General features: G+C 36.4%; 17 protein-coding genes and 4 pseudogenes. 10 read left to right on the forward strand and 11 right to left on the reverse strand.

Translation table 11 applies throughout. The annotated features are described in order from the left end of the window. Nucleotides 1-21 precede the first annotated feature (21 nt). Complete coding sequence (rplY, locus tag GLP24_RS04300) at nt 22-300, reverse strand: 50S ribosomal protein L25 (RefSeq protein WP_045040311.1); 279 nt, start codon at nt 298-300, stop codon at nt 22-24. A 323-nt stretch (nt 301-623) separates the two neighbouring features. Here rplY and GLP24_RS04305 point away from each other — a divergent pair, with 323 nt between their 5' ends. After that, the gene (locus GLP24_RS04305) at nt 624-2,759 is read left to right on the forward strand and encodes a TonB-dependent hemoglobin/transferrin/lactoferrin family receptor (RefSeq protein ID WP_232615571.1); all 2,136 of its coding nucleotides are present in this window, start codon (nt 624-626) and stop codon (nt 2,757-2,759) included. 96 nt (nt 2,760-2,855) lie between these two features. Here GLP24_RS04305 and gss read toward each other — a convergent pair whose 3' ends face one another. Beyond that, nucleotides 2,856-4,736 carry a bifunctional glutathionylspermidine amidase/synthase gene (gene gss / locus GLP24_RS04310; RefSeq protein ID WP_232615572.1) on the reverse strand — a complete coding sequence of 627 codons (1,881 nt, stop codon included), beginning with the start codon at nt 4,734-4,736 and terminating at the stop codon, nt 2,856-2,858. A gap of 416 nt (nt 4,737-5,152) precedes the next feature. Between gss and GLP24_RS04315 the strand changes: the two genes are divergently transcribed. Continuing rightward, the gene (locus GLP24_RS04315) at nt 5,153-6,016 is read left to right on the forward strand and encodes a hypothetical protein (RefSeq protein WP_232615573.1); all 864 of its coding nucleotides are present in this window, start codon (nt 5,153-5,155) and stop codon (nt 6,014-6,016) included. Between the two features lie 162 nt (nt 6,017-6,178). On the opposite strand, the gene GLP24_RS04320 is transcribed toward GLP24_RS04315, so the two are convergent. Further along, nucleotides 6,179-6,631 carry a DoxX family protein gene (locus GLP24_RS04320; RefSeq protein ID WP_232615574.1) on the reverse strand — a complete coding sequence of 151 codons (453 nt, stop codon included), beginning with the start codon at nt 6,629-6,631 and terminating at the stop codon, nt 6,179-6,181. Between the two features lie 205 nt (nt 6,632-6,836). On the opposite strand from GLP24_RS04320, the gene GLP24_RS04325 reads away from it, so the two are divergent. Next, nucleotides 6,837-7,727: a LysR family transcriptional regulator gene (locus tag GLP24_RS04325; protein ID WP_152652601.1), complete on the forward strand. Its 891-nt coding sequence runs from the start codon at nt 6,837-6,839 to the stop codon at nt 7,725-7,727. A gap of 45 nt (nt 7,728-7,772) precedes the next feature. Here GLP24_RS04325 and GLP24_RS04330 read toward each other — a convergent pair. Further along, nucleotides 7,773-7,871: pseudogene (locus GLP24_RS04330) on the reverse strand (IS1595 family transposase); the annotation flags it as partial. Between the two features lie 733 nt (nt 7,872-8,604). On the opposite strand from GLP24_RS04330, the gene GLP24_RS04335 reads away from it, so the two are divergent. Both GLP24_RS04335 and GLP24_RS04340 read left to right on the forward strand, forming a co-directional pair. Next, a complete protein-coding gene (locus tag GLP24_RS04335; RefSeq protein WP_232615575.1) occupies nt 8,605-9,021 on the forward strand; it encodes a hypothetical protein in 417 nt (138 codons plus the stop codon). Continuing rightward, nucleotides 9,000-9,401: a hypothetical protein gene (locus GLP24_RS04340; RefSeq protein ID WP_232615576.1), complete on the forward strand. Its 402-nt coding sequence runs from the start codon at nt 9,000-9,002 to the stop codon at nt 9,399-9,401. Before GLP24_RS04335 ends, GLP24_RS04340 begins: the two co-directional genes overlap by 22 nt. 544 nt (nt 9,402-9,945) lie before the next feature. On the opposite strand, the pseudogene GLP24_RS04345 reads toward GLP24_RS04340, so the two are convergent. Next, a pseudogene (locus tag GLP24_RS04345) lies at nt 9,946-10,185 on the reverse strand (phage integrase N-terminal SAM-like domain-containing protein); the annotation flags it as partial. A gap of 217 nt (nt 10,186-10,402) precedes the next feature. On the opposite strand from GLP24_RS04345, the gene GLP24_RS04350 reads away from it, so the two are divergent. Next, on the forward strand, nt 10,403-11,260 hold the full coding sequence (locus GLP24_RS04350; RefSeq protein WP_232615577.1) for a DUF6236 family protein: 858 nt from the start codon (nt 10,403-10,405) through the stop codon (nt 11,258-11,260). Between the two features lie 271 nt (nt 11,261-11,531). On the opposite strand, the pseudogene GLP24_RS04355 reads toward GLP24_RS04350, so the two are convergent. Next, a pseudogene (locus tag GLP24_RS04355) lies at nt 11,532-11,776 on the reverse strand (phage integrase N-terminal SAM-like domain-containing protein); the annotation flags it as partial. A 311-nt stretch (nt 11,777-12,087) separates the two neighbouring features. Between GLP24_RS04355 and GLP24_RS04360 the strand changes: the two are divergent. Together GLP24_RS04360 and GLP24_RS04365 are read left to right on the forward strand one after the other, a co-directional pair. Then, nucleotides 12,088-12,357 (forward strand): type II toxin-antitoxin system TacA family antitoxin, encoded by a 270-nt coding sequence (locus GLP24_RS04360; protein WP_232575517.1) that lies wholly within the window; start codon nt 12,088-12,090, stop codon nt 12,355-12,357. After that, nucleotides 12,354-12,884, forward strand: coding sequence for a GNAT family N-acetyltransferase (locus GLP24_RS04365; protein WP_012551863.1), 531 nt, complete (start codon nt 12,354-12,356; stop codon nt 12,882-12,884). Before GLP24_RS04360 ends, GLP24_RS04365 begins: the two co-directional genes overlap by 4 nt. A 680-nt stretch (nt 12,885-13,564) precedes the next feature. Here the strand turns inward: GLP24_RS04365 and GLP24_RS04370 are convergent. Then, nucleotides 13,565-13,741 (reverse strand): phage integrase N-terminal SAM-like domain-containing protein, encoded by a 177-nt coding sequence (locus GLP24_RS04370; protein ID WP_232615578.1) that lies wholly within the window; start codon nt 13,739-13,741, stop codon nt 13,565-13,567. A gap of 212 nt (nt 13,742-13,953) precedes the next feature. Here GLP24_RS04370 and GLP24_RS04375 point away from each other — a divergent pair, with 212 nt between their 5' ends. After that, nucleotides 13,954-15,528 (forward strand): hypothetical protein, encoded by a 1,575-nt coding sequence (locus GLP24_RS04375; RefSeq protein WP_232615579.1) that lies wholly within the window; start codon nt 13,954-13,956, stop codon nt 15,526-15,528. A 40-nt stretch (nt 15,529-15,568) separates the two neighbouring features. Here the strand turns inward: GLP24_RS04375 and GLP24_RS04380 are convergent, their stop codons facing one another. From GLP24_RS04380 to GLP24_RS04385, 3 genes and pseudogenes are all read right to left on the reverse strand, one after another. Next, the gene (locus tag GLP24_RS04380) at nt 15,569-15,844 is read right to left on the reverse strand and encodes a phage integrase N-terminal SAM-like domain-containing protein (RefSeq protein WP_407951491.1); all 276 of its coding nucleotides are present in this window, start codon (nt 15,842-15,844) and stop codon (nt 15,569-15,571) included. A 357-nt stretch (nt 15,845-16,201) separates the two neighbouring features. Beyond that, a pseudogene (locus GLP24_RS19980) lies at nt 16,202-16,312 on the reverse strand (IS91 family transposase); the annotation flags it as partial. Nucleotides 16,313-16,403: 91 nt separating this feature from the next. Then, nucleotides 16,404-18,149 carry a DEAD/DEAH box helicase gene (locus tag GLP24_RS04385; RefSeq protein ID WP_232615580.1) on the reverse strand — a complete coding sequence of 582 codons (1,746 nt, stop codon included), beginning with the start codon at nt 18,147-18,149 and terminating at the stop codon, nt 16,404-16,406. Nucleotides 18,150-18,441: 292 nt separating this feature from the next. Between GLP24_RS04385 and GLP24_RS04390 the strand changes: the two genes are divergently transcribed. Then, a complete protein-coding gene (locus GLP24_RS04390) occupies nt 18,442-19,035 on the forward strand; it encodes an NlpC/P60 family protein (RefSeq protein ID WP_101768423.1) in 594 nt (197 codons plus the stop codon). Between the two features lie 62 nt (nt 19,036-19,097). Here GLP24_RS04390 and GLP24_RS04395 read toward each other — a convergent pair whose 3' ends face one another. Continuing rightward, nucleotides 19,098-20,057 (reverse strand): DUF3137 domain-containing protein, encoded by a 960-nt coding sequence (locus GLP24_RS04395; RefSeq protein ID WP_232575521.1) that lies wholly within the window; start codon nt 20,055-20,057, stop codon nt 19,098-19,100. Nucleotides 20,058-20,202 lie beyond the last annotated feature (145 nt).

The following is a 20,202-nucleotide window of genomic DNA, read 5'->3' on the forward strand; positions in this document are numbered from 1 at the left end:
AAGAGTTTTATGAACCCGCAATTAGATGCGTTTAAAGTCCATGTGCTCAACCTTTGGCTTGTACACGTGACGTTGGATGTCTTGAGGCTTAACCTTAACTTCCTGGCCATCGATAACAAGAACAAAACCTTCGTAGAACTCAGGCTTATCCATTTGGTTGATAACATCACTGTGCTTAAGAGCGATAGCTACTGGTGCAGCTTCGCCACCGTAAACGATTGCTGGGAAGTGCTCAGTAAGACGAAGGCGGCGGCTCGCACCTTTACCAAGGTCTGTACGTACAATTGCATTAAATTTCATAATCAATACTCTTTGATTTAATAAAGTTACTAAGTAATGCGACCTTACTTAGCATCGTAAAACGAGCGCGCATACTAACAATCAAAACAAGTACATGCAAGCACATTAAACGTAATGGACTTTTTTTTATTGGTTAAGGGAATTATTGATTATTATACCAGCGTTTAACGTGTTTTTTATCTACCTAAACAGCGGCTTATTTATAAAAAATAATAATGAGATCGGGAGTAAATAAATACACATGATAATGATAGTAATTCTCATTCGTATATGTATAATCGTCGTCGAACCTTATTGTTGGATTTTTGTTAAAGCAGGGAATTATGAATAAGCAACTGACACTTATTGCCAGCTCACTCGTTATGGCATTTTCTTCACCATCACTTTTTGCGCAAGATAGCGTTTCTCAATTTGATGAAATTGTTGTTTCAGGTACTCGAACGGAAGAGTCGATAAAAAACATACCCGCTTCTGTGGCTAAAATTACCGCTGAACAAATGAATAAAAATTTAGCCACAGATGTAAAGCAAGCATTGAAATATGAACCCGGAGTGTCGGTTAATGGTAATGGTCGATTTGGTATGGAAGATATTACCATTCGAGGCATGAAAGGCAGTCGCGTTAAAGTGTTAGTTGATGGGGTTGAACAGCCAGCATCTTATAATCCTGGTGCTGATGCAATGCGTAAGAATAGCAATAACTATGAGATTGATACGCTCAAAGCAATTGAAGTGAATAAAGGACCGACATCAACCCTTTATGGCAGTGATGCTTTGGGCGGCACTGTGATCATGCGCACTAAAAATCCTGAAGACTTATTAAACGGTGAATCATCACATGTCGGTTTAAAGAGTGGTTACGCAAGTGCAGATGATCAATATAAGCTAGGTGTTGAAGCGGCTAAGCAAATAGGTGATTTAGAGACAATGATCATCTACACCTACCGTAATGGCCATGAGACCGATGCTTATGATACTCATGATAACAGCAAAGGGGTAACGCGTAAGTCAGCTGATTCGTTGAATATTGAATCGCACAACGTGTTAGCCAAAGTGTTCTATCAGATAAACAACGCTAACCGTATTGGGTTTACGGGTGAGTATTATACGCGTAGTGCTAATGGTGATATTTTGTCTCGTGATGGTTATAGCGTTATGCCTGGGTTTACTTATACTAAAACGCGCGGTGTCGATGAGGATAATCGTAAACGATTTGGTTTTGAGCATGAATGGCTAGCGAATAATGCCGTGTTTGATTCATTAAAATGGCAAGTCAATTGGCAACAACAACATAGCCAACATGATAATTATGATCATACCGATATGTTTGGTGATCGTAACCGTTATCGTGAAGGGGAAGATACCAGTAAGCAATTTGATATTCAGTTTGCTAAAGCCATTGAGTTGACGCAATCACGCCACAAACTGACTTACGGTGCGACGATTGTCAATGATGAGTTTGATTTAAATTACATTGATTATAATGTAGATAATGGCACTTCAAAGCCAGGGCCGACGGAAGTGCCTAAGGCGAAATCTGAAAAACGTGGCGTGTTTATTCAAGATCAGATCTTCATGCTTAATGATAAAGCCGTGGTGACAGCTGGCGCACGTTATGATGAATTTGAGGCTAAACCTGATTCAAATTCTGGTTTGGAAGATCATAAAAGTGAGGCATTTACTTCCCGTTTAGGTGCGGTATACCATTGGAACGATAATTTCAGTACTTATGCTCAATACAGTCAAGGATTCAGAGCGCCAACACTGTATGAAATGTATTACGATAAAAGTAACATTCCCCACGGGTACATTATTAAATCAAACCCTAATCTTAAACCTGAAGAAAGTAATTCTTATGAGTTAGGATTACGTGCAGAAAATCGTATCGGTAATGTAACCGCATCTGTTTACTATAATGATTACTCTAATTTTATTCAGAAAGTGACAACAAACTCTAATAATATCGAGATTATGACCAATGAAAATATAGATAAAGCCCGTATTTACGGTGCAGAACTATCGGCGAACGTATGGTTAGATGAAATTATTAATGCGCCAATGGGGACTTACGCAAAAGTATCTGTTGCATACATTGATGGTGAAGATAAACAAACAGGTAAAACACTTGATACGATTGCACCCTTAACCTCAGTGATTGGTGTCGGTTATGATGCCCCTAATGAAGCGTGGGGAACGGCCTTAGATGTTAAGATGGTTGCAGCAAAAGATAATTGGCAAGATAAAAGTAATCTGAATGTTGCTGGCTACACCGTGGTTGATTTAACGACGTATTACCGCCCAGTAAAAGACATGACAGTGCGTGCGGGGCTGTTTAACGCATTAGATAAAGAATATTGGCAGTATCAAGATTTGGCGGGTACGAACCAAACGACAGATGGAATTGATCGTCGCAGTCAACCTGGACGTAACTTTGGTGTTAATGTTAATTATGATTTTTAACTAAATAGTAAAATAGCCAGATAAAACAAAGCCGTGTCATGATCTTTTATTATAAAGTTCATTAACACGGCTTTTTAGATAGTTAGCGTGAAGTTGCTATAGGTTTTTTAGAAACGCATTATCTTCTAATACAATTAATGGTTCTATATCACTGTCTTTTTTGATCACCAATGAATTGTCAGAACGCAAACAAACACCACCGTAATTACCATCAACAGTAAAAGTACAGACTTGAATATGCTTATTAGCGACTTTAGGTAAGCACCATAATTGTTGATAGATATTTTTTTGATCGTTAAATTGACCATCAGTTTTATCTAATACTGATTCATTATGGCTGACTAAATCGATATTACTGCCACAACGTCCGGCAATCGGTTTAATCGCATAACCCGTACGGCTTAGCTCATCGGTTACTGTAAAATCAGTATCTAATAAGTAATGATGATGCGGGAATAAAGACCACAGTACAGGCAGAATCGCTTTATTGCTTGGGATCACCGTCCATAGTGGCTCAAATACTTTGATTTCAGGGCGCAATAACACGTCAATTAAACGTACTTTAGTATCAGGATAACCCGTATGAATCGGCACTGCCGCATATTCAGTGCTGCTGACTTCACGCACTTGATCTATTGCTGTTTCCCATGCCCATGTTTTCCATACACATTCAATTAAACGGTCATTATCATCAATTAATTGACCCGTTGAGTTCCAATGAATGCCATCCAGACCTTTAAGTATTTTGCTCTCAATGCCAGCGAGAGACAGCGCTTTTTGCATAAATAAAGCGTGATAATCTTCTTCTGCGTCATCATCTTGCATTATATGGACAAATGAATATTCTTGGCTGTATTTCCAGACACTCGCAAGTTCATTCAATAAATCTTCTGCTGGGCTATTTTCAGCAATATCACCACCTTGTTCTGCCCATTTTTGAATAATCAAACAAGCTTCTGTATGACAAGAGGCTGAGTCAGCATTATATTCATAAACTTTTAAGCCTTTTTCATCCATACAGAAATCTAAACGACCTGTTAGCATGCTATGGCGGTGTTTTTGCCATGATAAACGTAACCGTGGCCATAGAATTTCTGGAATATCAAACAGTGCTAATAAATTATCATCTTGCAGTACTTTATCTGTTGCATGTAAATACATTAAATGTAATTCGTTAGTTGCTTTAGCCAGTTCGTGTTCAGCACTTTCTGAAATGGTAAAATAACGATAAATATCATCATTAAGCAGTTTGTTAGCATTAACTTGTAAATATGTATGTTCAAGGCTATCGGTGTTATCTAGCCAGTTAGTTTCAAACTGACCGTTATTGAGACGCTGAGCCGATTGAATATTAAGTAGTTCAGGTGCTGGAGAAGGCTGAGGCAAGCTATATGTTACATCGGCATTGTAAGCCATCCAACCTAAAATTTCAGTATCATCAAACGTGTCTTCAATGGTGTAACAACCATCTTTAATATGTAATGTGAGTTCACGCGTCCATTGTTGACCTAATGGTAAGGGTGCAAAAGTCACATTCTGCTCAGCAATCATTACTTTATCATCTTCAATATGAGTAATAATCGCAACGTGGCCTGTATCTTGAAATTCGCCACCTTTTTGCCAAATTAATAATGATCCTACAATAGGTTTTTGGCGAGAACCATTTTCAAAAGCATATAAAGGTAAAATTTTATCGTTAACTACTTGGCGTAAAAAACGGAGTGAGAAAATTTCATATGCCATATCAACATCTGTAAAAACTAACCCATAGTTGACATATAAAAAACGGCGCGCAAATTCAACACATTGCCATTTATAGCCCATGTATTCACCATGAACGTAGCTTCGCATTGCAGAGTCATCAGCATATTCATCTTCATCTATGGTGCTGTAATCAGAAGAATAAATAGCGATACCACCCGCGGCATAACCGAGTAAAGTACCGAAAGGAGCATTATTGGAATTGTCTGTATTCATTATCTTGGCCTAGTTAATTGTTGAACCTTTTTCGACCGATGATGTGGCTCAGAATATTGAGCGTTATTGAATGCAAACGCATCAGGGGAGTGTTGAAAATAAAGGCTTTTTTATAACCTAAAACTATTGCAATGATATTTCAATGGTTATTGTTGATTAGACTTTATATTTCAATGATATGGACGTTTTGCGCAATGTGATAGACATTGAGAATAGCTAAAAATAGAAGCGTAGCCGTAGTTTATTAGCTTGTTTTTTCTTATGATTAATTAATATGAGGTATTGCAAAAAAATAAGCATGGCGATGTTTGTTGTCGTTTAATGTCATGTGTTTTTGATATAGGTTGAAAGGCGCTTAAAATGACAGAGAAAAAAGAAAGAGATAACTTAAATATCGCAATGATTAAGGGCTAATAGTGAAAAAGAAAACAGTTTTTACATTATGTTGTTGCGCGACATTTATATTCTCGATTGAGAGTGCGAATGCTGCGGATAATATTACTTGGGTTAGCCCAACTAAACTTGATTTAAAGCAAGAGCATAATCTTTGCCCTTTAATTAAAAAGACAGCGAATACTTTTATTACTGAAACTCATCAGGCAATGAAAGAGGGTTTAACCAAGGTTGAGCCATCGTTGTACCAATGGCCTCTAAATATTGACGGTAAGCAATACCTAGCGGTTCAATATGCATCATCAATATATTGTGGATCTGCTGGATGTAGTACATCGTTTTATGCGCTTAACGGCAACGACTGCACTGACGTCAATTTCCCCAATAATGAACTGCAAGATATTGGTATTAAAGATAATTACCTTTACTTTAAAGGTGATCGCTGTGGGATCTGGTCATTAACTGATAAGCTTCGTCATGTGATTAATCTGCCAAATTGCGGTGATGATCAAGATTGGGATTTAAAGACAGTCAAAACCTTTGGTGATTACACTGTTGCTCAATCATACCCTCAAGGCTCTGGCGGTTATGTTGGTAAAATGGCGTATGTGGAATTAACGGGTACTCAAAAAATACTCACGTTTGAAGCCGATGAAGCAACAGGTTGGTTAACTTATAACGTTGATGGCAAAGGTGTATCGCTAATTGTTGATAACGATTTTATTAGCGATTCACAGCTTGATGTAAACGTAATGAGCTTGATTAAAAATGCCCACAAGATGCGTGTTGTGGTTGATAATAAAGTATACGATGTTTCAACCAAAGGCTCAGGTGCGACAATGATTTACTTAAATGAATTCCCACGCTGGGTGGAGAAAATTAAATAGATTCATCACATTAACTAATCTATCGTTGCTCAATAGCAAAATGAGCAACGAAGAAGGTATCCTTAGCATTTAACCAACGAACATTTTCACTATCACGCTCATTCGCTTTTCTTCATTTAAACACCATCTTATTCTTTTTCTACCACCCAAATTGACTAAAAATTACTTTTGTGCAGATAGTCGAGTTGCTAACCAATTATCTACAGCTACTTTACCGCCACCAGATAACATCAAAGACACACACGCCGCCAATAGTGCTAACCCAAATTCATAACCACCATTAGAGATAAACAACCCATTAGATAAATGAACACTTACAATCGCAATCAACATAGTAAAGGCTAATACCAGCGCGGATGGTCGAGTCAATAAACCAAGAATAATAAATAGACCACCAAAAAACTCAGCACTGCCTGCTAAAAATGCCATAGCGACACCCGGTGCTAGTCCAATAGATTCAAAGAATTGTCCGGTTCCAGCTAAACCATAACCACCAAACCATGCAAACAGTTTTTGAGAACCATGAGCCATAAATATAATACCTACAGGAATACGAAGTGCTAACGTGCTAAAGCCTGCATTTGACGTTAATAGTTGCTCAATTTTCTGTTTCATTTTATTTCCTTACCAATTCAATATAAGAGGATTTTCCTCTCTGTTGCTAAATGATTATAGATAATTGGTTCTCAAAGAAAATTGGAAGTATTTGAGCTTATAGTTCAATTTTTTGAATATATAAATAGGCATGGTAGGGTAAGTGAACTTGAATTCGCTATATGCTGTCATATTATGGCTTAATATCTTTAAAATGAGGATCGTTATGCAATCACCCATCACTCTTGATTCACTAAGAGCATTAGATGCCATTGATAGAAAAGGCAGCTTTGCCGCTGGAGCAAAATCCTTATTTAAAGTCCCTTCTGCACTCACTTATACCATTAAAAAGCTCGAAGACGACCTTAATGTGGTTTTGTTTGATCGTTCAAAACAAAAAGCGCAGTTAACTTCAGCCGGCAGATTAATTTTAGATCAAGGACGAGAAATTTTGATAGCTACCGATAAATTAGAATCGGCAGTAAAGCAACTTGATTCTGGGTGGGAAAGAAATATTATCATCTCAAGAGATACCATTATCCCGCTAGCTCCATTACTAGAGTCTGTTCTTGAGTTCAATAAATTAGAACATGATACCAATATTACCATTTCTGAAGAATCACTTGGTGGAGGGTGGGATGCGCTGCATAGTAATCGTACCGATATCGCCATTGGCGTTTCAGATCACTTACCAAAAGGCGAGTATCAAATAAAAGAGATTGGTAGAGTCGATTTTCTATTTGTAGTAAGCCAGAGTCATCCCTTAGCCCTTATAGAACGACCTATCGAAGCCAGTGATTTATTGCTTTATCCCTCTTTAATTGTATCTGATTCTTCTGTATTACTGCCCACCAGAGACATGGGTTTGTTTAAAAGCAAACAACAAATCCGCTTTAAAACCATGCAGGCTAAAATTGAGGCTCAGACAATGGGGCTTGGTGTCGGTTTTTTACCTCGACATTTAATTAAACAGCAACTACATGACGGTATTTTGATTGAGAAAAAATGCACAGTGCCAAGAGTTAACCCGCCTTTATTCATTGCTTGGCATAAAGATAACGATGGTAAAGCGTGCGAATGGTTAACTAATGAATTAATCAGTAAGGCATGGTTGTAATTGTCTACTTTATAACTATTACCGCAAGCATCGATTATTGATAAGTAGATGTACCTGATTGCCACCGTTTCCAGCGACGATGGTATGATGAAACACATCGGTTTTCTCAACGTCTTTGAAGCAAGCTAACCCATCAGAAATCAAGAAAAAAACATAGAATAGCCATAATCTTGCGCTTTTAAGTGCAAAGGAAAGTCAGCGAGTTATCAGTTAAATCCTAATTAATATAGCTTCTTAGAATGAGATAAAAATACCGCAATAACGGTTAATATTGTGGTTTTTGGTGATCTTGAAATATAGAAATGGAATCGATTTAACCAAGAATGTAAAAATAAGCAGTAATTTTCACAGTAAAAAAAGCTGTTGCTGGTGGAATGGTTTATTTTTTAGGGACTCGATTTAAGAACAAAATATATGGCTGTCCAATGTTTGCTGCCAATGTTTTACTGAAAATTCCAATAGTAAATGCAAAACTCACCCCGTCATTCCCTACAGTGAGGTTACGAACGAGATAGGGAATCTACTTACAGCATGTTGTAGTGTTATTATTTTTGCTAGATGTGTTTCTTTATTTAAATAAGAGAAAGATAAACTATATTGCACTTTTTATACTGTTAATGGATACCCGAATTAGTATTAGGAATAAAGCTAAAAGGAATATATCTAATTTTGTGACTTATATCGGGCAACGAATGTAATAATGTTTTTTGTATAATTACGAATAAAATACAGGCGCAGGTTCAAAGAACAAATTCGGGCAAGTTGTTAATATAATAAGCTGTTATGTTCTGGTGTGCCCCACAATATCTTGAGCGAGAGTTTAATTTTATTTTGTTGTATAATCTTAAAGTAGTGAAGAAATGGACAGATATTTTGTATGAATAAACAAGATTTCGAAAACCTAGTTGATCTAAGGCTAGAGGAAGCTAGGTTATTACTTGATGGTGGTGCATTTCATGGTGCTTACTATCTTTCGGGTTATGCATTAGAAGCTGCTTTGAAGGCTTCAATTTGTAAACAAGTCAGAGAGAACGATTTTCCTGATAAAAAGTTAGCAAATGCGTGTCATACTCATAGTTTAAAAGACTTAATAGGTCTTGCCGGCTTGAAACAAAGGTTAACAGAAAAAGAAGGTGAGGATGAAGAGTTTAAACTTAACTGGGCAGTATCAAAAGATTGGTCGGAATTAGCTCGCTATGATACAGGTATCGATGAGTTTAAAGCGAAAGACCTTTATGATGCAATTATAGATGATAACTCAGGTGTGTTGGTATGGTTAAAGAATTATTGGTAAATGAAACTCTTACTGACACTATGATAAAGTCGGGTGCTCAGTTAATTAGAGAATTGGATAAACAGGGGGCTGATGTATCATCCGCATTCTGGTTCTATGTTTCTGAAGAAGAAATCTGGAAATTAATATTTGTATCTCAAAAAATATCTGAAGAAGGGCCGCGTTCGTATTATAAACGAATAATGGAAGCGAATAAGAAATTAGGTCGAAAACTTGAAAAAATATCATTAAATGATATAGGCGTATCAAGTCTCGATCATGGAATTGTTCAGCTATTAAGAATGATGATTCAAGTTGATGGTTTAGGTGGAGTTAGGTTTTCAAAAAATACAATAAATGGGCATTATATTGATGATGTTTATATTTATCGTATGAAATGAACCTAACAGATAAGGATATGTGTCGTGCAGCCGACACCTATCCGAAGTGTTGGACAAGCTCGATCGGCTTTATATAAGTAAATATTGAAAATATCATAAAGTGTGGTGCTGAAAAGAAGCGAGCGTTATCCTTGACGTGAATCAATTTAATTCATTGATTTATAATTAGACCCTCTTTAATTATTACGCGTTAATGTCATTATCCTTATTATTTTACGTTTTTATCTGGGTGAAAAAAACATAGGACACCCATAACTTTCGTAATCCATTTTGATCAATTCTGACGGTACTCTATAAATGGTTGTAATCCGTTGAGCTAAGTATCGTTTGATATCCTCAGTAGTTAATGTATCAGTCAATATGAGTAATAGAGAATCTACTATTCAGTGTTATAGATTCTATGTTTCTACGTGAAATTTAACGTGTTTCACTGGCGTCTTTAAGGCTCGATCACGCGTTGAGTCGATCACGGATAGTTCGTGCCTCACTTCCGAGATGACGGATATTAGGCTAAGGAAAAGAAAACATAGGACAGTCATAACTTTCGTAATCTATTACGATCAATTCTGACGGTGCTCCATGAATGGGTTTTAATCAGTTGAGCCAAGTATCGCTTGAGATCATCAGTGGTTAACGTATCAGGTGATTTATCTAAATGGTGAGTAATGCGACGAAGTGCACGACTATAACCATCAATAGTGGCTGGACGTTTACCTTGTAAGGTTAGGTGGGTAACATGTTGTTCATAAAGATAATCTGAACGTTGTTGTTGTTCGTTATTCATCATTAATACTCCATTGTAAGGAGTATTAAAGGTAGCTTAATCGCTTTTGGTTTTACTCTGCCGCGCAGCGGCTTCGTTCAACAAATGCATCAACACGATTTGCTACATTCGGCGTTGTCAGTTTGCCTTTAGTTTCAGTGATTAAGGCGGTAAAATTCAGTTAAGTCTGTATCGTAGCAAACGTGTTATGCAGGCGTTATACGAGCAAGGAGGTTAAATGGAACGTGGTATAATTATTACACCAAATTATTCAATTTTGAATAATGGTCATGGTTTACAAATGAATGGTTCTGTGGAACCTACAAATCTTAGGAATTACCTACTTTTTTGGGATAAAATCGACTACCCAACAAATAATATGATTCATATTGCTGGCGGCCAAGATGTTGATTTTTTAATTCAAGAAGGTATCGCTAAGTCAACCGAAATTAGATTCCGTGAGCTACGAGGTGATCAAAATGGTTTTTTGCCATTAGCTACACAAATGGCAGCTTACGAGGAAAACAATAAAGTTGAAAATCAGGAATGGAGCATTGCACAGCCAACTAGTAATCTAATTGTCCCTCAACAATATGCTAAGAAACAAGGGTGCTTAGAGTTTGAATTATACAATGCTATTCAAGTACCAACTGGTGATGTTCCTTTATCAGAAGTAGTTGAGTTTAAGAATAAAAGATTGCCAGAGCTGTTAGCATTACGAGATGCAATGGATTCTATTGTTGATAGTGTAATTACAAGCCAAGATATACCTAAGCGTAAAAATAAAGCAATTAATAAACTTCATCGTGATTTAAATGATTTTAATCGGGTTATGAAAGAGACAGGTTTTCAAAGAGTTAAGCGTTCTTTAACAGCAGTAGCTACAGATCCGTGGTTTGGTGTAAGTAATGCTATGATGTTGGGTAATAGTTATTTACCTGTAAATTATCAACCATACATACAGGGATTAAATGTAGCGGCTTTAGGCGCTTGTGCTGTTAAATTTAGTTATCGTGAGTTAAGTGTTGGGAAAAATATTCCAGCCGAATATAAGCATTTTGCGTACTTATCAAGTATACAGAAAAAGCTCGTATAACAGATAAGGATATGTGTCGCGCAGCTGACACCTATCCGAAGTGTTGGACAAGACCGAGCAACCTTATATAAGTAAATATTGCGAATATCATGAAGGGTGGTGCTGAAAAGAAGCGAACGTTATCCTTGGCGTCAACTAATCAATTTAATTCATTGATTTATAATTAGATCCTCTTTAATTATTACGCGCTAATGCCATTATCCTTATTGTTTTACGTTTTTATCTGGGTCGAAAAATCCCCGCCAAAATAAACATAGGACACCCATAACTTTCGTAATCCATTACGATGAATTCTGACGGTGCTCCATGAATGGGTTTTAATTAGTTGAGCAAAGTATCGCTTGAGATCATCAGTGGTTAACATATCAGGCGATTTATTCAATGGTGAGTAATACGACAAAGTGCACGACTATAACCATCAATAGTGGCTGGACGTTTACCTTGTAAGGTTAGGTGGGTAACATGTTGTTCATAAAGATAATCTGGACGTTGTTGTTGTTGTTGTTCGTTATTCATCATTAATACTCCATTATAAGGAGTATTAAAAGTAGCTTAATCGCTTTTGGTTTTACTCTGCCGCGCAGCGGCTTCGTTCAACAAATGCATCAACACGATTTGCTACATTCGGCATTCTAGGTTTCTTTTGGTTTGCCGTATTAAGTGGTAAATTTAGGCTTAATCTGCATAGTAGCAAACGTGTTATGCAGGCGTTATATTCACAAAGCTTAAAAATTGAATCCGCATTATCTCCGTACAAGTTGCGCTTTGGTTGTTTAAATCTTATACTCAGGTTAATTACGGAATTACTCCGTACGATTGGAGGTTTTATGGCTACTGCAAGACTTGATATCCGTTTGGATGAAGAAATCAAAGCTAAGGCTGAGAAAGCTTCAGCTTTACTTGGTTTAAAAAGCTTAACTGAATATGTTGTTCGTCTAATGGACGAAAATTCAACTCAGGTAATTTCTGAGCATGAAAGCGTCACTGTTGAAGCAAATGTATTTGACCAATTCATGCTTGCTTGTGACGAGGCTAAGGCTCCGAATAACGCATTACTTGAAGCTGCAGCATTTACTAAAAGTGGTGAGTTTAAGTGAGTTATTCCAAAACTTTCAAAGAATTGGATAAATCACAGCATGATAGAGCATCATTTGACTGTGGGGAAAAAGAGTTAAATGATTTTATCCAAACTCAAGCTGCTAAACATATGCAAGCAGGTATTAGCCGTACAATGGTTTTGCCTGCTTCAGTGCCACTACCAAATCAGAAATATCCAATTTGTTCATTTTATAGTATTGCGCCAAGTTCGATTAGCCGTGATACGTTGCCACAAGCGATGGCTAAAAAATTACCACGCTATCCAATTCCTGTTTTCCTTTTAGCTCAACTTGCGGTTCATAAAGAATTTCATGGAAGTGGGTTAGGTAAAGTTAGTTTAATCAAAGCTCTCGAATATCTTTGGGAAATTAACTCCCACATGAGAGCTTATGCCATTGTTGTCGATTGTTTAACTGAACAAGCGGAGTCATTCTATGCAAAATATGGTTTCGAGGTTCTTTGTGAAATCAATGGTCGAGTAAGAATGTTCATTCCAATGAAAACAGTCGGCCAGTTATTCACTTAGACGTAAGAGTGAATATAACAGGTAAGGATATGTGTCGCGCAGCCGACACCTATTCGAAGTGTTGGACAAGCCCGAGCGGCTTTATATAAGTAAATATTGCGAATGTCATGAAGTGTGATGCTAAAAAGAAGTCGAGCGTTATTCTTGGCGTGAACCAATCAATTTAATTCATTGATTTATAATTAGATCCTCTTTAATTATTACGCGTTAATGCCATTATCCTTATTATTTTACGTTTTTATCTGGGTCGAAAAATCCCCGCCAATTGCATGACATGCTGACAGTGTAGTGGTCAAGTAAAACTGTACACCCACAACTTTCATAATCTATTTTGATCAATTCTGACGGTACTCTATAAATGGTTGTAATACGTTGAGCTAAGTATCGCTTGAGATCCTCAGTAGTTAATGTATCAATCAATTTATTCAATATGAGTAATAGAGAATCTACTATTCAGTGTTATAGATTCTATGTTTCTACGTGAAATTTAACGTGTTTCACTGGTGTCTTTAAGGCTCGATCACGCGTTGAGTAGATCACGGATAGTTCGTGCCTCACTTCCGAGATGACGGATATTAGGCTAAGGAAAAATAAACATAGGACACCCATAATTTTCATAATCAATTATGATCAATTCTGACGGTACTCCATAAATGGTTGTTAATCAGTTGACCCAAGTATCACTTGAAATTCTCAGTGGTTAACGTATTGGGTGATTTATCTAAATGGTGAGTAATGCGACGAAGTGCACGACTATAACCATCAATAGTGGCTGGACGTTTACCTTGCAAGGTTAGGTGGGTAACATGTTGTTCATAAAGATAATCTGAACGTTGTTGTTGTTCGTTATTCATCATTAATATTCCATTGTAAGGAGTATTAAAGGTAGCTTAATCGCTGTCTGCTTTACTCTGCCGCGTAGCGGCTTCGTTCAACAAATGCATCAACACGATTTGCTACATTCGGCGTTGTCAGTTTGCCTTTAGTTTCAGTGATTAAGGCGTTAAAATTCAGGTAAGTCTGTATCGTAGCAAACGTGTTATGCAGGCGTTAAGCCCTAGGAGGCAATTTGGATTCAAGTACAGTTCTTACTATGTTAGGTTTGATTACTGCTGTTTATGCGATTATTCCAAAAGAAAATAAATTAGATCTTAGTTTACGAATATCAGTCGTTGACAGGATTGTGATTTTAGCATCTCTAATAGCTATACATTATATTATGTATTATCCAATACTTAATGAATTGGGGTTTAAGTATAACTTTGGGGTATGGAAGTTTGGATTTAATCGGAATAATACTACATATTTAATATTTTTACTTTTATCTATTTACTTAGTTGTTAAATTTAAACTCTTTAGAGTTAATAAAAATAACATAAGTAAATTCAGTGATGTTTTAGAACAATTACTTATAAAAAAGAAATATGACGAAGTGTCGCATTTACTTGAGAAGTATTTTGGAGATGTAGAGACGGTTAGTAATTCTAATAAATTAAGGAATAAGTTGGCTTTTTTTATAAAGCCTAAAGCTGAGTTTGATATTTTACTTGGGGTTAAAAAAAGTCATTTTAATTTTAAATATGATAAATATATGTTGAAATTATCTGAAATTATTAGTGTTGATGAAGGGTATAAAGAAAATGCATTAGTAATTATATCTAGGATATTTAACAATAAAGGTTTTATCAAGTTTTTATCGGAATTAAAACCATATTACTTACTTGATTTACTAAAAGAAAAATCACTTCGAAGCGAAGTGCCATTTAAATTATTTATCAATAACTTAATTGATGATAAAAGTAGTGTTTTTTACTATGAAATTGAAAACACACAAAATTTGGTAGCGAATAATAGATATTTCCTTCATCCAAATAATAAATTTTTATTCGGTTTACTAAAGGATTGTAATGTTGCCAAGGAGGTGTCTGTTTATAAACCTATCGGAGATAAAATTAATGATTTAATTGATTATGACCATAAATTAATCAAAAAATATAATGAACCACTAGGTAACTATTATGAAAATGGTCTGTATGAATGTCCAGTGTATTGTGGATTACAATTTTTTAATATAATGATATCTGAATCCTTGCATCAACAAGTAAAATGGCACATGTGGTTATATTATTATCAGTCATTTACTCGTAAAATAATAAATAATTTAAATATTGAAGACAACGTTGATTTAAGCAAAGAATGGCCAACCCCCTTTCATTTTCACTTATATACAATGGTTGATAACTGTTTGGACTGGATATATAGTTTAGACTTTTCTAGCAATGCAATATTATTTAAATTTAATAATGCTAGCCCTATACATGATAATCAATCAATTATGAAAAGTTCAATTTTATGTTTAGGAAATCTTGTTTGTCAGATTATATCTACCGATAAATTATCAAGTGATTTTAAATCGTACATTTTAGAAATTGTGTTGCGAAAATTGGTAGATCATAAAGATGTGGATGATTACTGTTTGGTTAATCAAGTGCTAATGAAGTCTATAATATACAATGGTTATGCCAATAAACTTAATTACGACTATACAATAGTGCTATATGAAATGTTAGATACTGTAGATCATATGATCACTTTTGAATTAGATGAATTTAAAGACTTATTAAAAACAGCTATTGAGTCATAAAAGGCTTAACAGATAAGGATATGTGTCGCGCAGCCGACACCTATCCGAAGAAAAACATAGGACACCCATAACTTTCGTAATCCATTTTGATTAATTCTGACGGTACTCCATAAATGATTGTAATCCGTTGAGCTAAGTATCGTTTGAGATCCTCAGTAGTTAATGTATCAGGCGATTTATCTAAATGGAGAGTAATACGACGAAGTGCACGACTATAATCATCAATAGTAGCTGGACGTTTACCTTGCAAAGTTAAGTGGGTAACATGTTGTACATAAAGATAATCTGATCGTTGCTGTTGTTCGTTGTTCATCATTAATACTCCATTAAAAGGAGTATTAAAGGTAGCTTAATCGCTGTCTGCTTTAATCTGCCGCATAGCGGCTTTGTTCAACAGATAAGGATATGTGTCGCGCAGCCGACACCTATCCGAAGTGTTGGACAAGCCCGAGCAACCTTATATAAGTAAATATTGCGAATGTCATGAAGGGTGGTATTGAAAATAAGTCGAGCGTTATCCTTGGCGTGAACCAATCAATTTAATTTATTGATTTATAATTAGATCCTCTTTAATTATTACGCGTTAATGCCATTATCCTTATTTTTTACGTTTTTATCTGGGTCGAAAAATCCCCGCCAATTGCATGATGTGCTGACAGCATGGACAAAAAGGTTATGCCGTTAAACGGACAACTTTTTGTTGTGAGGGCAACGTCAGTTTCCTTGCTAACATAAAGGCATATTGGATCAGTTGAAGTTGTTTCTTCTCATGCACTCGTAATATCACTAACTAACTTCTATCCAACTATAAACTTCAAAAACAGTAAGTTAGCTGTAAGACGAGTAAAAGTCAATACAGCTAAGTCGCTATTATTTTAGCCTTTCTGATACTGATCCAAATCGAACAACTTATCGCGGATCGCCCAGAAGCGGCCACTTTTACGGGCAATAATGATTTCTGGTGGACGTAATCGATGTTCGTTATTTGCCACTTTTGTCGGGGCGGTATCAGTAAAGGGGCGATGCCTATCCACTAAGTGCGGATTAATGAACTTGGTGAGAAAGTCACTTTTTTGAGTCTTGGTTGATAACTGCCAAATCTCGTTAATTTCATTATCTTCTTCGCCAATATAAACCACTTTAAGTTGTGGCTTACCAAACTTATTCTTACTCGGCTCTAAGCGCATATCGGTGCATTTCATTATCATTGCATCTTTGAGCTTTAATGCTTCGCGTAGCTTTTTATCAGGGTCAACCATCACCGCATTGCACTGATGACAGCGGCGGGCGGCAATGTCGTTATCTGCGCCACATTCTTCGCAATATTTTGCGCGGAAACGGTAGCCACATTCTTCACGCTCACCCGTATCGTCATCTTCAAAATAGCCTTGGCAGCGTCGACCATAATGCTCAACGAGGAAGCCAGCAGGATCAAGCTTGCCCCAAAAGCTATTGTTGAAACCACATGCAGGGCAGGGAACCATTATCACTTCACTGTCGCCATTCGGTTTAGGATCACCCACTTCAGGTTGATAGAGATCGTAACAGTTACCCGCATATTCAAGAATAAGGCAGTCTTTTTTACCTTCAAATAAACGTAAACCACGGCCGACAATTTGCTGATAAAGGCTAATTGATTCTGTTGGGCGTAATACGGCAATAAGATCAACATGAGGCGCATCAAACCCCGTTGTTAATACAGATACGTTAACAAGGTATTTGATTTTTTGTGCTTTAAAATCATTAATGATCCGATCGCGTTCATCAAGGGGAGTATCGCCGATAACAAGCGCGGCATTTTCATGTGCGAGATAGCCCATGATCTCTTGAGCATGATTAACGGTAGAGGCAAAGATCATAATCCCGCGACGATCTTTGGCGTAATCGATGACTTGTTCGATGATCATTGGTGTAGCGCGACCTGATTGCTCGATCACATTATCAAGATCTGATTCTTTATAATGACCGGTATTAGATGGTGTTAACGACGAAAAATCGTAGCCTAATACCGCCATATCCATCACTTTAGGCTCAGTTAAAAAGCCTTCATCAAGCAAGTAACGAATGGGTAATTCAAAAATACAATCACGAAAGAAGCGTTCAGTTTCCGTTTTTACTTGACCACGGGTATGGTATTTGTAAATCCAGCCTGTACCTAATCGATAAGGGGTGGCAGTTAATCCAAGCACTTTGATATTGGGATTAACGGTTTGTACATGTGTAATAACTTTGCGATAAGCGCTATTTTCATCATCAGGTACACGATGACACTCATCAATAACCAACAATGAAAATTGTTCATGAAATTTATCAAGACTGTTTGCCATTGATTGAACGGAAGCAAACACCACTTGTTGATCGGTTTCTTTACGCCCTAATCCCGCAGAGAAAATAGCTGCTTTAAGACCATAGCTTTCATATTTAGCGTGGTTTTGTTCCACCAGCTCTTTTACATGAGTGAGCACCAGAACACGGCCTCTAGCAATACGGGCTAATTCTGCGACGACGAGGCTTTTTCCTGCGCCCGTAGGCAGAGCAAGGACGGCGGGTGTGCTATGTTTGCGAAAATAATGAATGGTAGCGTTAACGCTATCTTGTTGGTAAGGACGTAAAGTATACATACAGTAAATCTATGACAAATGACCTGCTACTAGTGTACATTTAACCAGTATTTTGGCAAGAGACAATGGTATCTTAAAATAGAAGACCATGAGCAGATTAATGTCGAATATATATAAAATAGAACTGACATATTACAAAGTAAACTGTCAAGGAAATAGTGCTTATTTTGAGGGTGATAGGTATGATTGTTATTGAATTTATATATTGCAGAAATAGACTAATATAGTCATTAATATAATGTTACATTGTAACTTAGCTATGATTTTTACTTATAATTAAAAAATTACGACCATGCTTTATATTTTTAGAATTATTATTATTTTATCGGCATTTTTGTCATGGTATGCCGCTGCGTCTACTACGCGAACGACAGCCCATACAATTGTGCATCATTCTCGTATTCATCATCATTACTTACATCAAAATAAGCAACAAGGACATACATTACACCATAAGCATTATTTACGTAAGAGTCATCATCGAACAAAGTCGCAAGAACGGCGACATGTACGATTGGTAAAACGTAAAATTTTTCATGCATATTATGGTTGGAAAGGAACACCTTATCATTTTGGTGGTTCAAGCCATCGAGGGATTGATTGTTCTGCTTTTGTGATGAAGATGTATCGTCAAGTATTTCATCAAGACTTGCCTCGAACAACGTTAGGGCAAGTGAAATTAGGGCGACGTATTCGTAAGGATCACGCTAAGTTAGGAGATTTAGTCTTCTTTAAGACGGGTCGTAATGAACGTCATGTGGGGATTTATCTTTCTAATGGTGATTTTATGAACTCAGCCAGTTCGCGAGGAGTGTCTATTTCTAATTTACATCATGTTTTTTGGAAGCGGCATTTTTGGCAGATTAGACGATTAGTTGCAATATAAGATGTAATAAAAACGGAAGCTCTTGAGCTTCCGTTTTTTATGGCTGTAATTTATTACTCGCTTTATGGTTTTGTCCAAATTCGCGTATTGAGGTCGAGTTCATCAACAATATTAATAACAAATTTTAGATCGTAATAAATAGCGGCAATAAAGGTTAAAGAATCCGCTTGTTGAAATAATTTAGGTTCAAAATAATTCTTAGAACTGGAAATGGCAATATAGAGATGATCGTCGACGAATGAGAAGGCTATTGTATGATCAGAACGATTACTAAAATTAATAAGTCGTTGTATCATTGAGGGCGATAATAAGTAACGAGCCTCAACTTGATCATTACTATAGATATTAAACAGTTGCGAAAACTCAGGATCATCGAGGATCACTTGTTGTTGGTTATTACTGAATATATCCGATAGTTTCTGATCTGTAGCCGAGAAAATACTATGGTTATTTGGGATAATAGTTGTTTGGCCTGAAAAGTGTTTATTTGCATCAGCAACAAAAAAAAGCCCTTTAAAAATAGTATGCCATTGATCTTGGTTTTTACCGCTGTTATTACGGCTTTGGGTTTTGTATTCAGTGTGTAATTCAGAAAAGCGTAAATACGTTTTATCGAGTTGGCCTTCAATAAAATCTTCACCACGATAGCGATCATAATGACGACCAAAGAGGGCACTGTTTTTATAATCTTGTTTATCTATGCATTGTGCAGGCTTGTAATTAAAGCTGCTATCAATTGAATTAATGAGTTTAGTGATTATTTTATGCTTATAGTCTTTTTTATATTGATCCCAGCGTTTGCTATATAAACGGTGCATAACGATAGCAATAATAATCGAAAAAATAATACCAAAGGCTTGTAAATCGAACATAAAGCTTAGTGGAATTATAATCACGGCAAAACCGATCCCAAGCAGTAATGATAACCAATATTGTTTTATGACTTTTTTACGATCATGATCAAGTGCTTTAAGTTGAGGCTTGAGATGAGTCTCATAAAGTACAGTAAGTTTACTATCCATAAATGATTATATCCTACTGTTTAAATACAAGTGTCGCATTAATGTTAGTGCGTTCTATGTTTAGAATTTCAAAATATGAAAATGTAACCAATAGCATAAAGGTGATGATATTTATTAACATTTTTATGTTCCTTTATATAAACCA

The organism is Photobacterium carnosum (assembly GCF_021236965.1).
Classification (GTDB): Bacteria; Pseudomonadota; Gammaproteobacteria; order Enterobacterales; family Vibrionaceae; genus Photobacterium; species Photobacterium carnosum.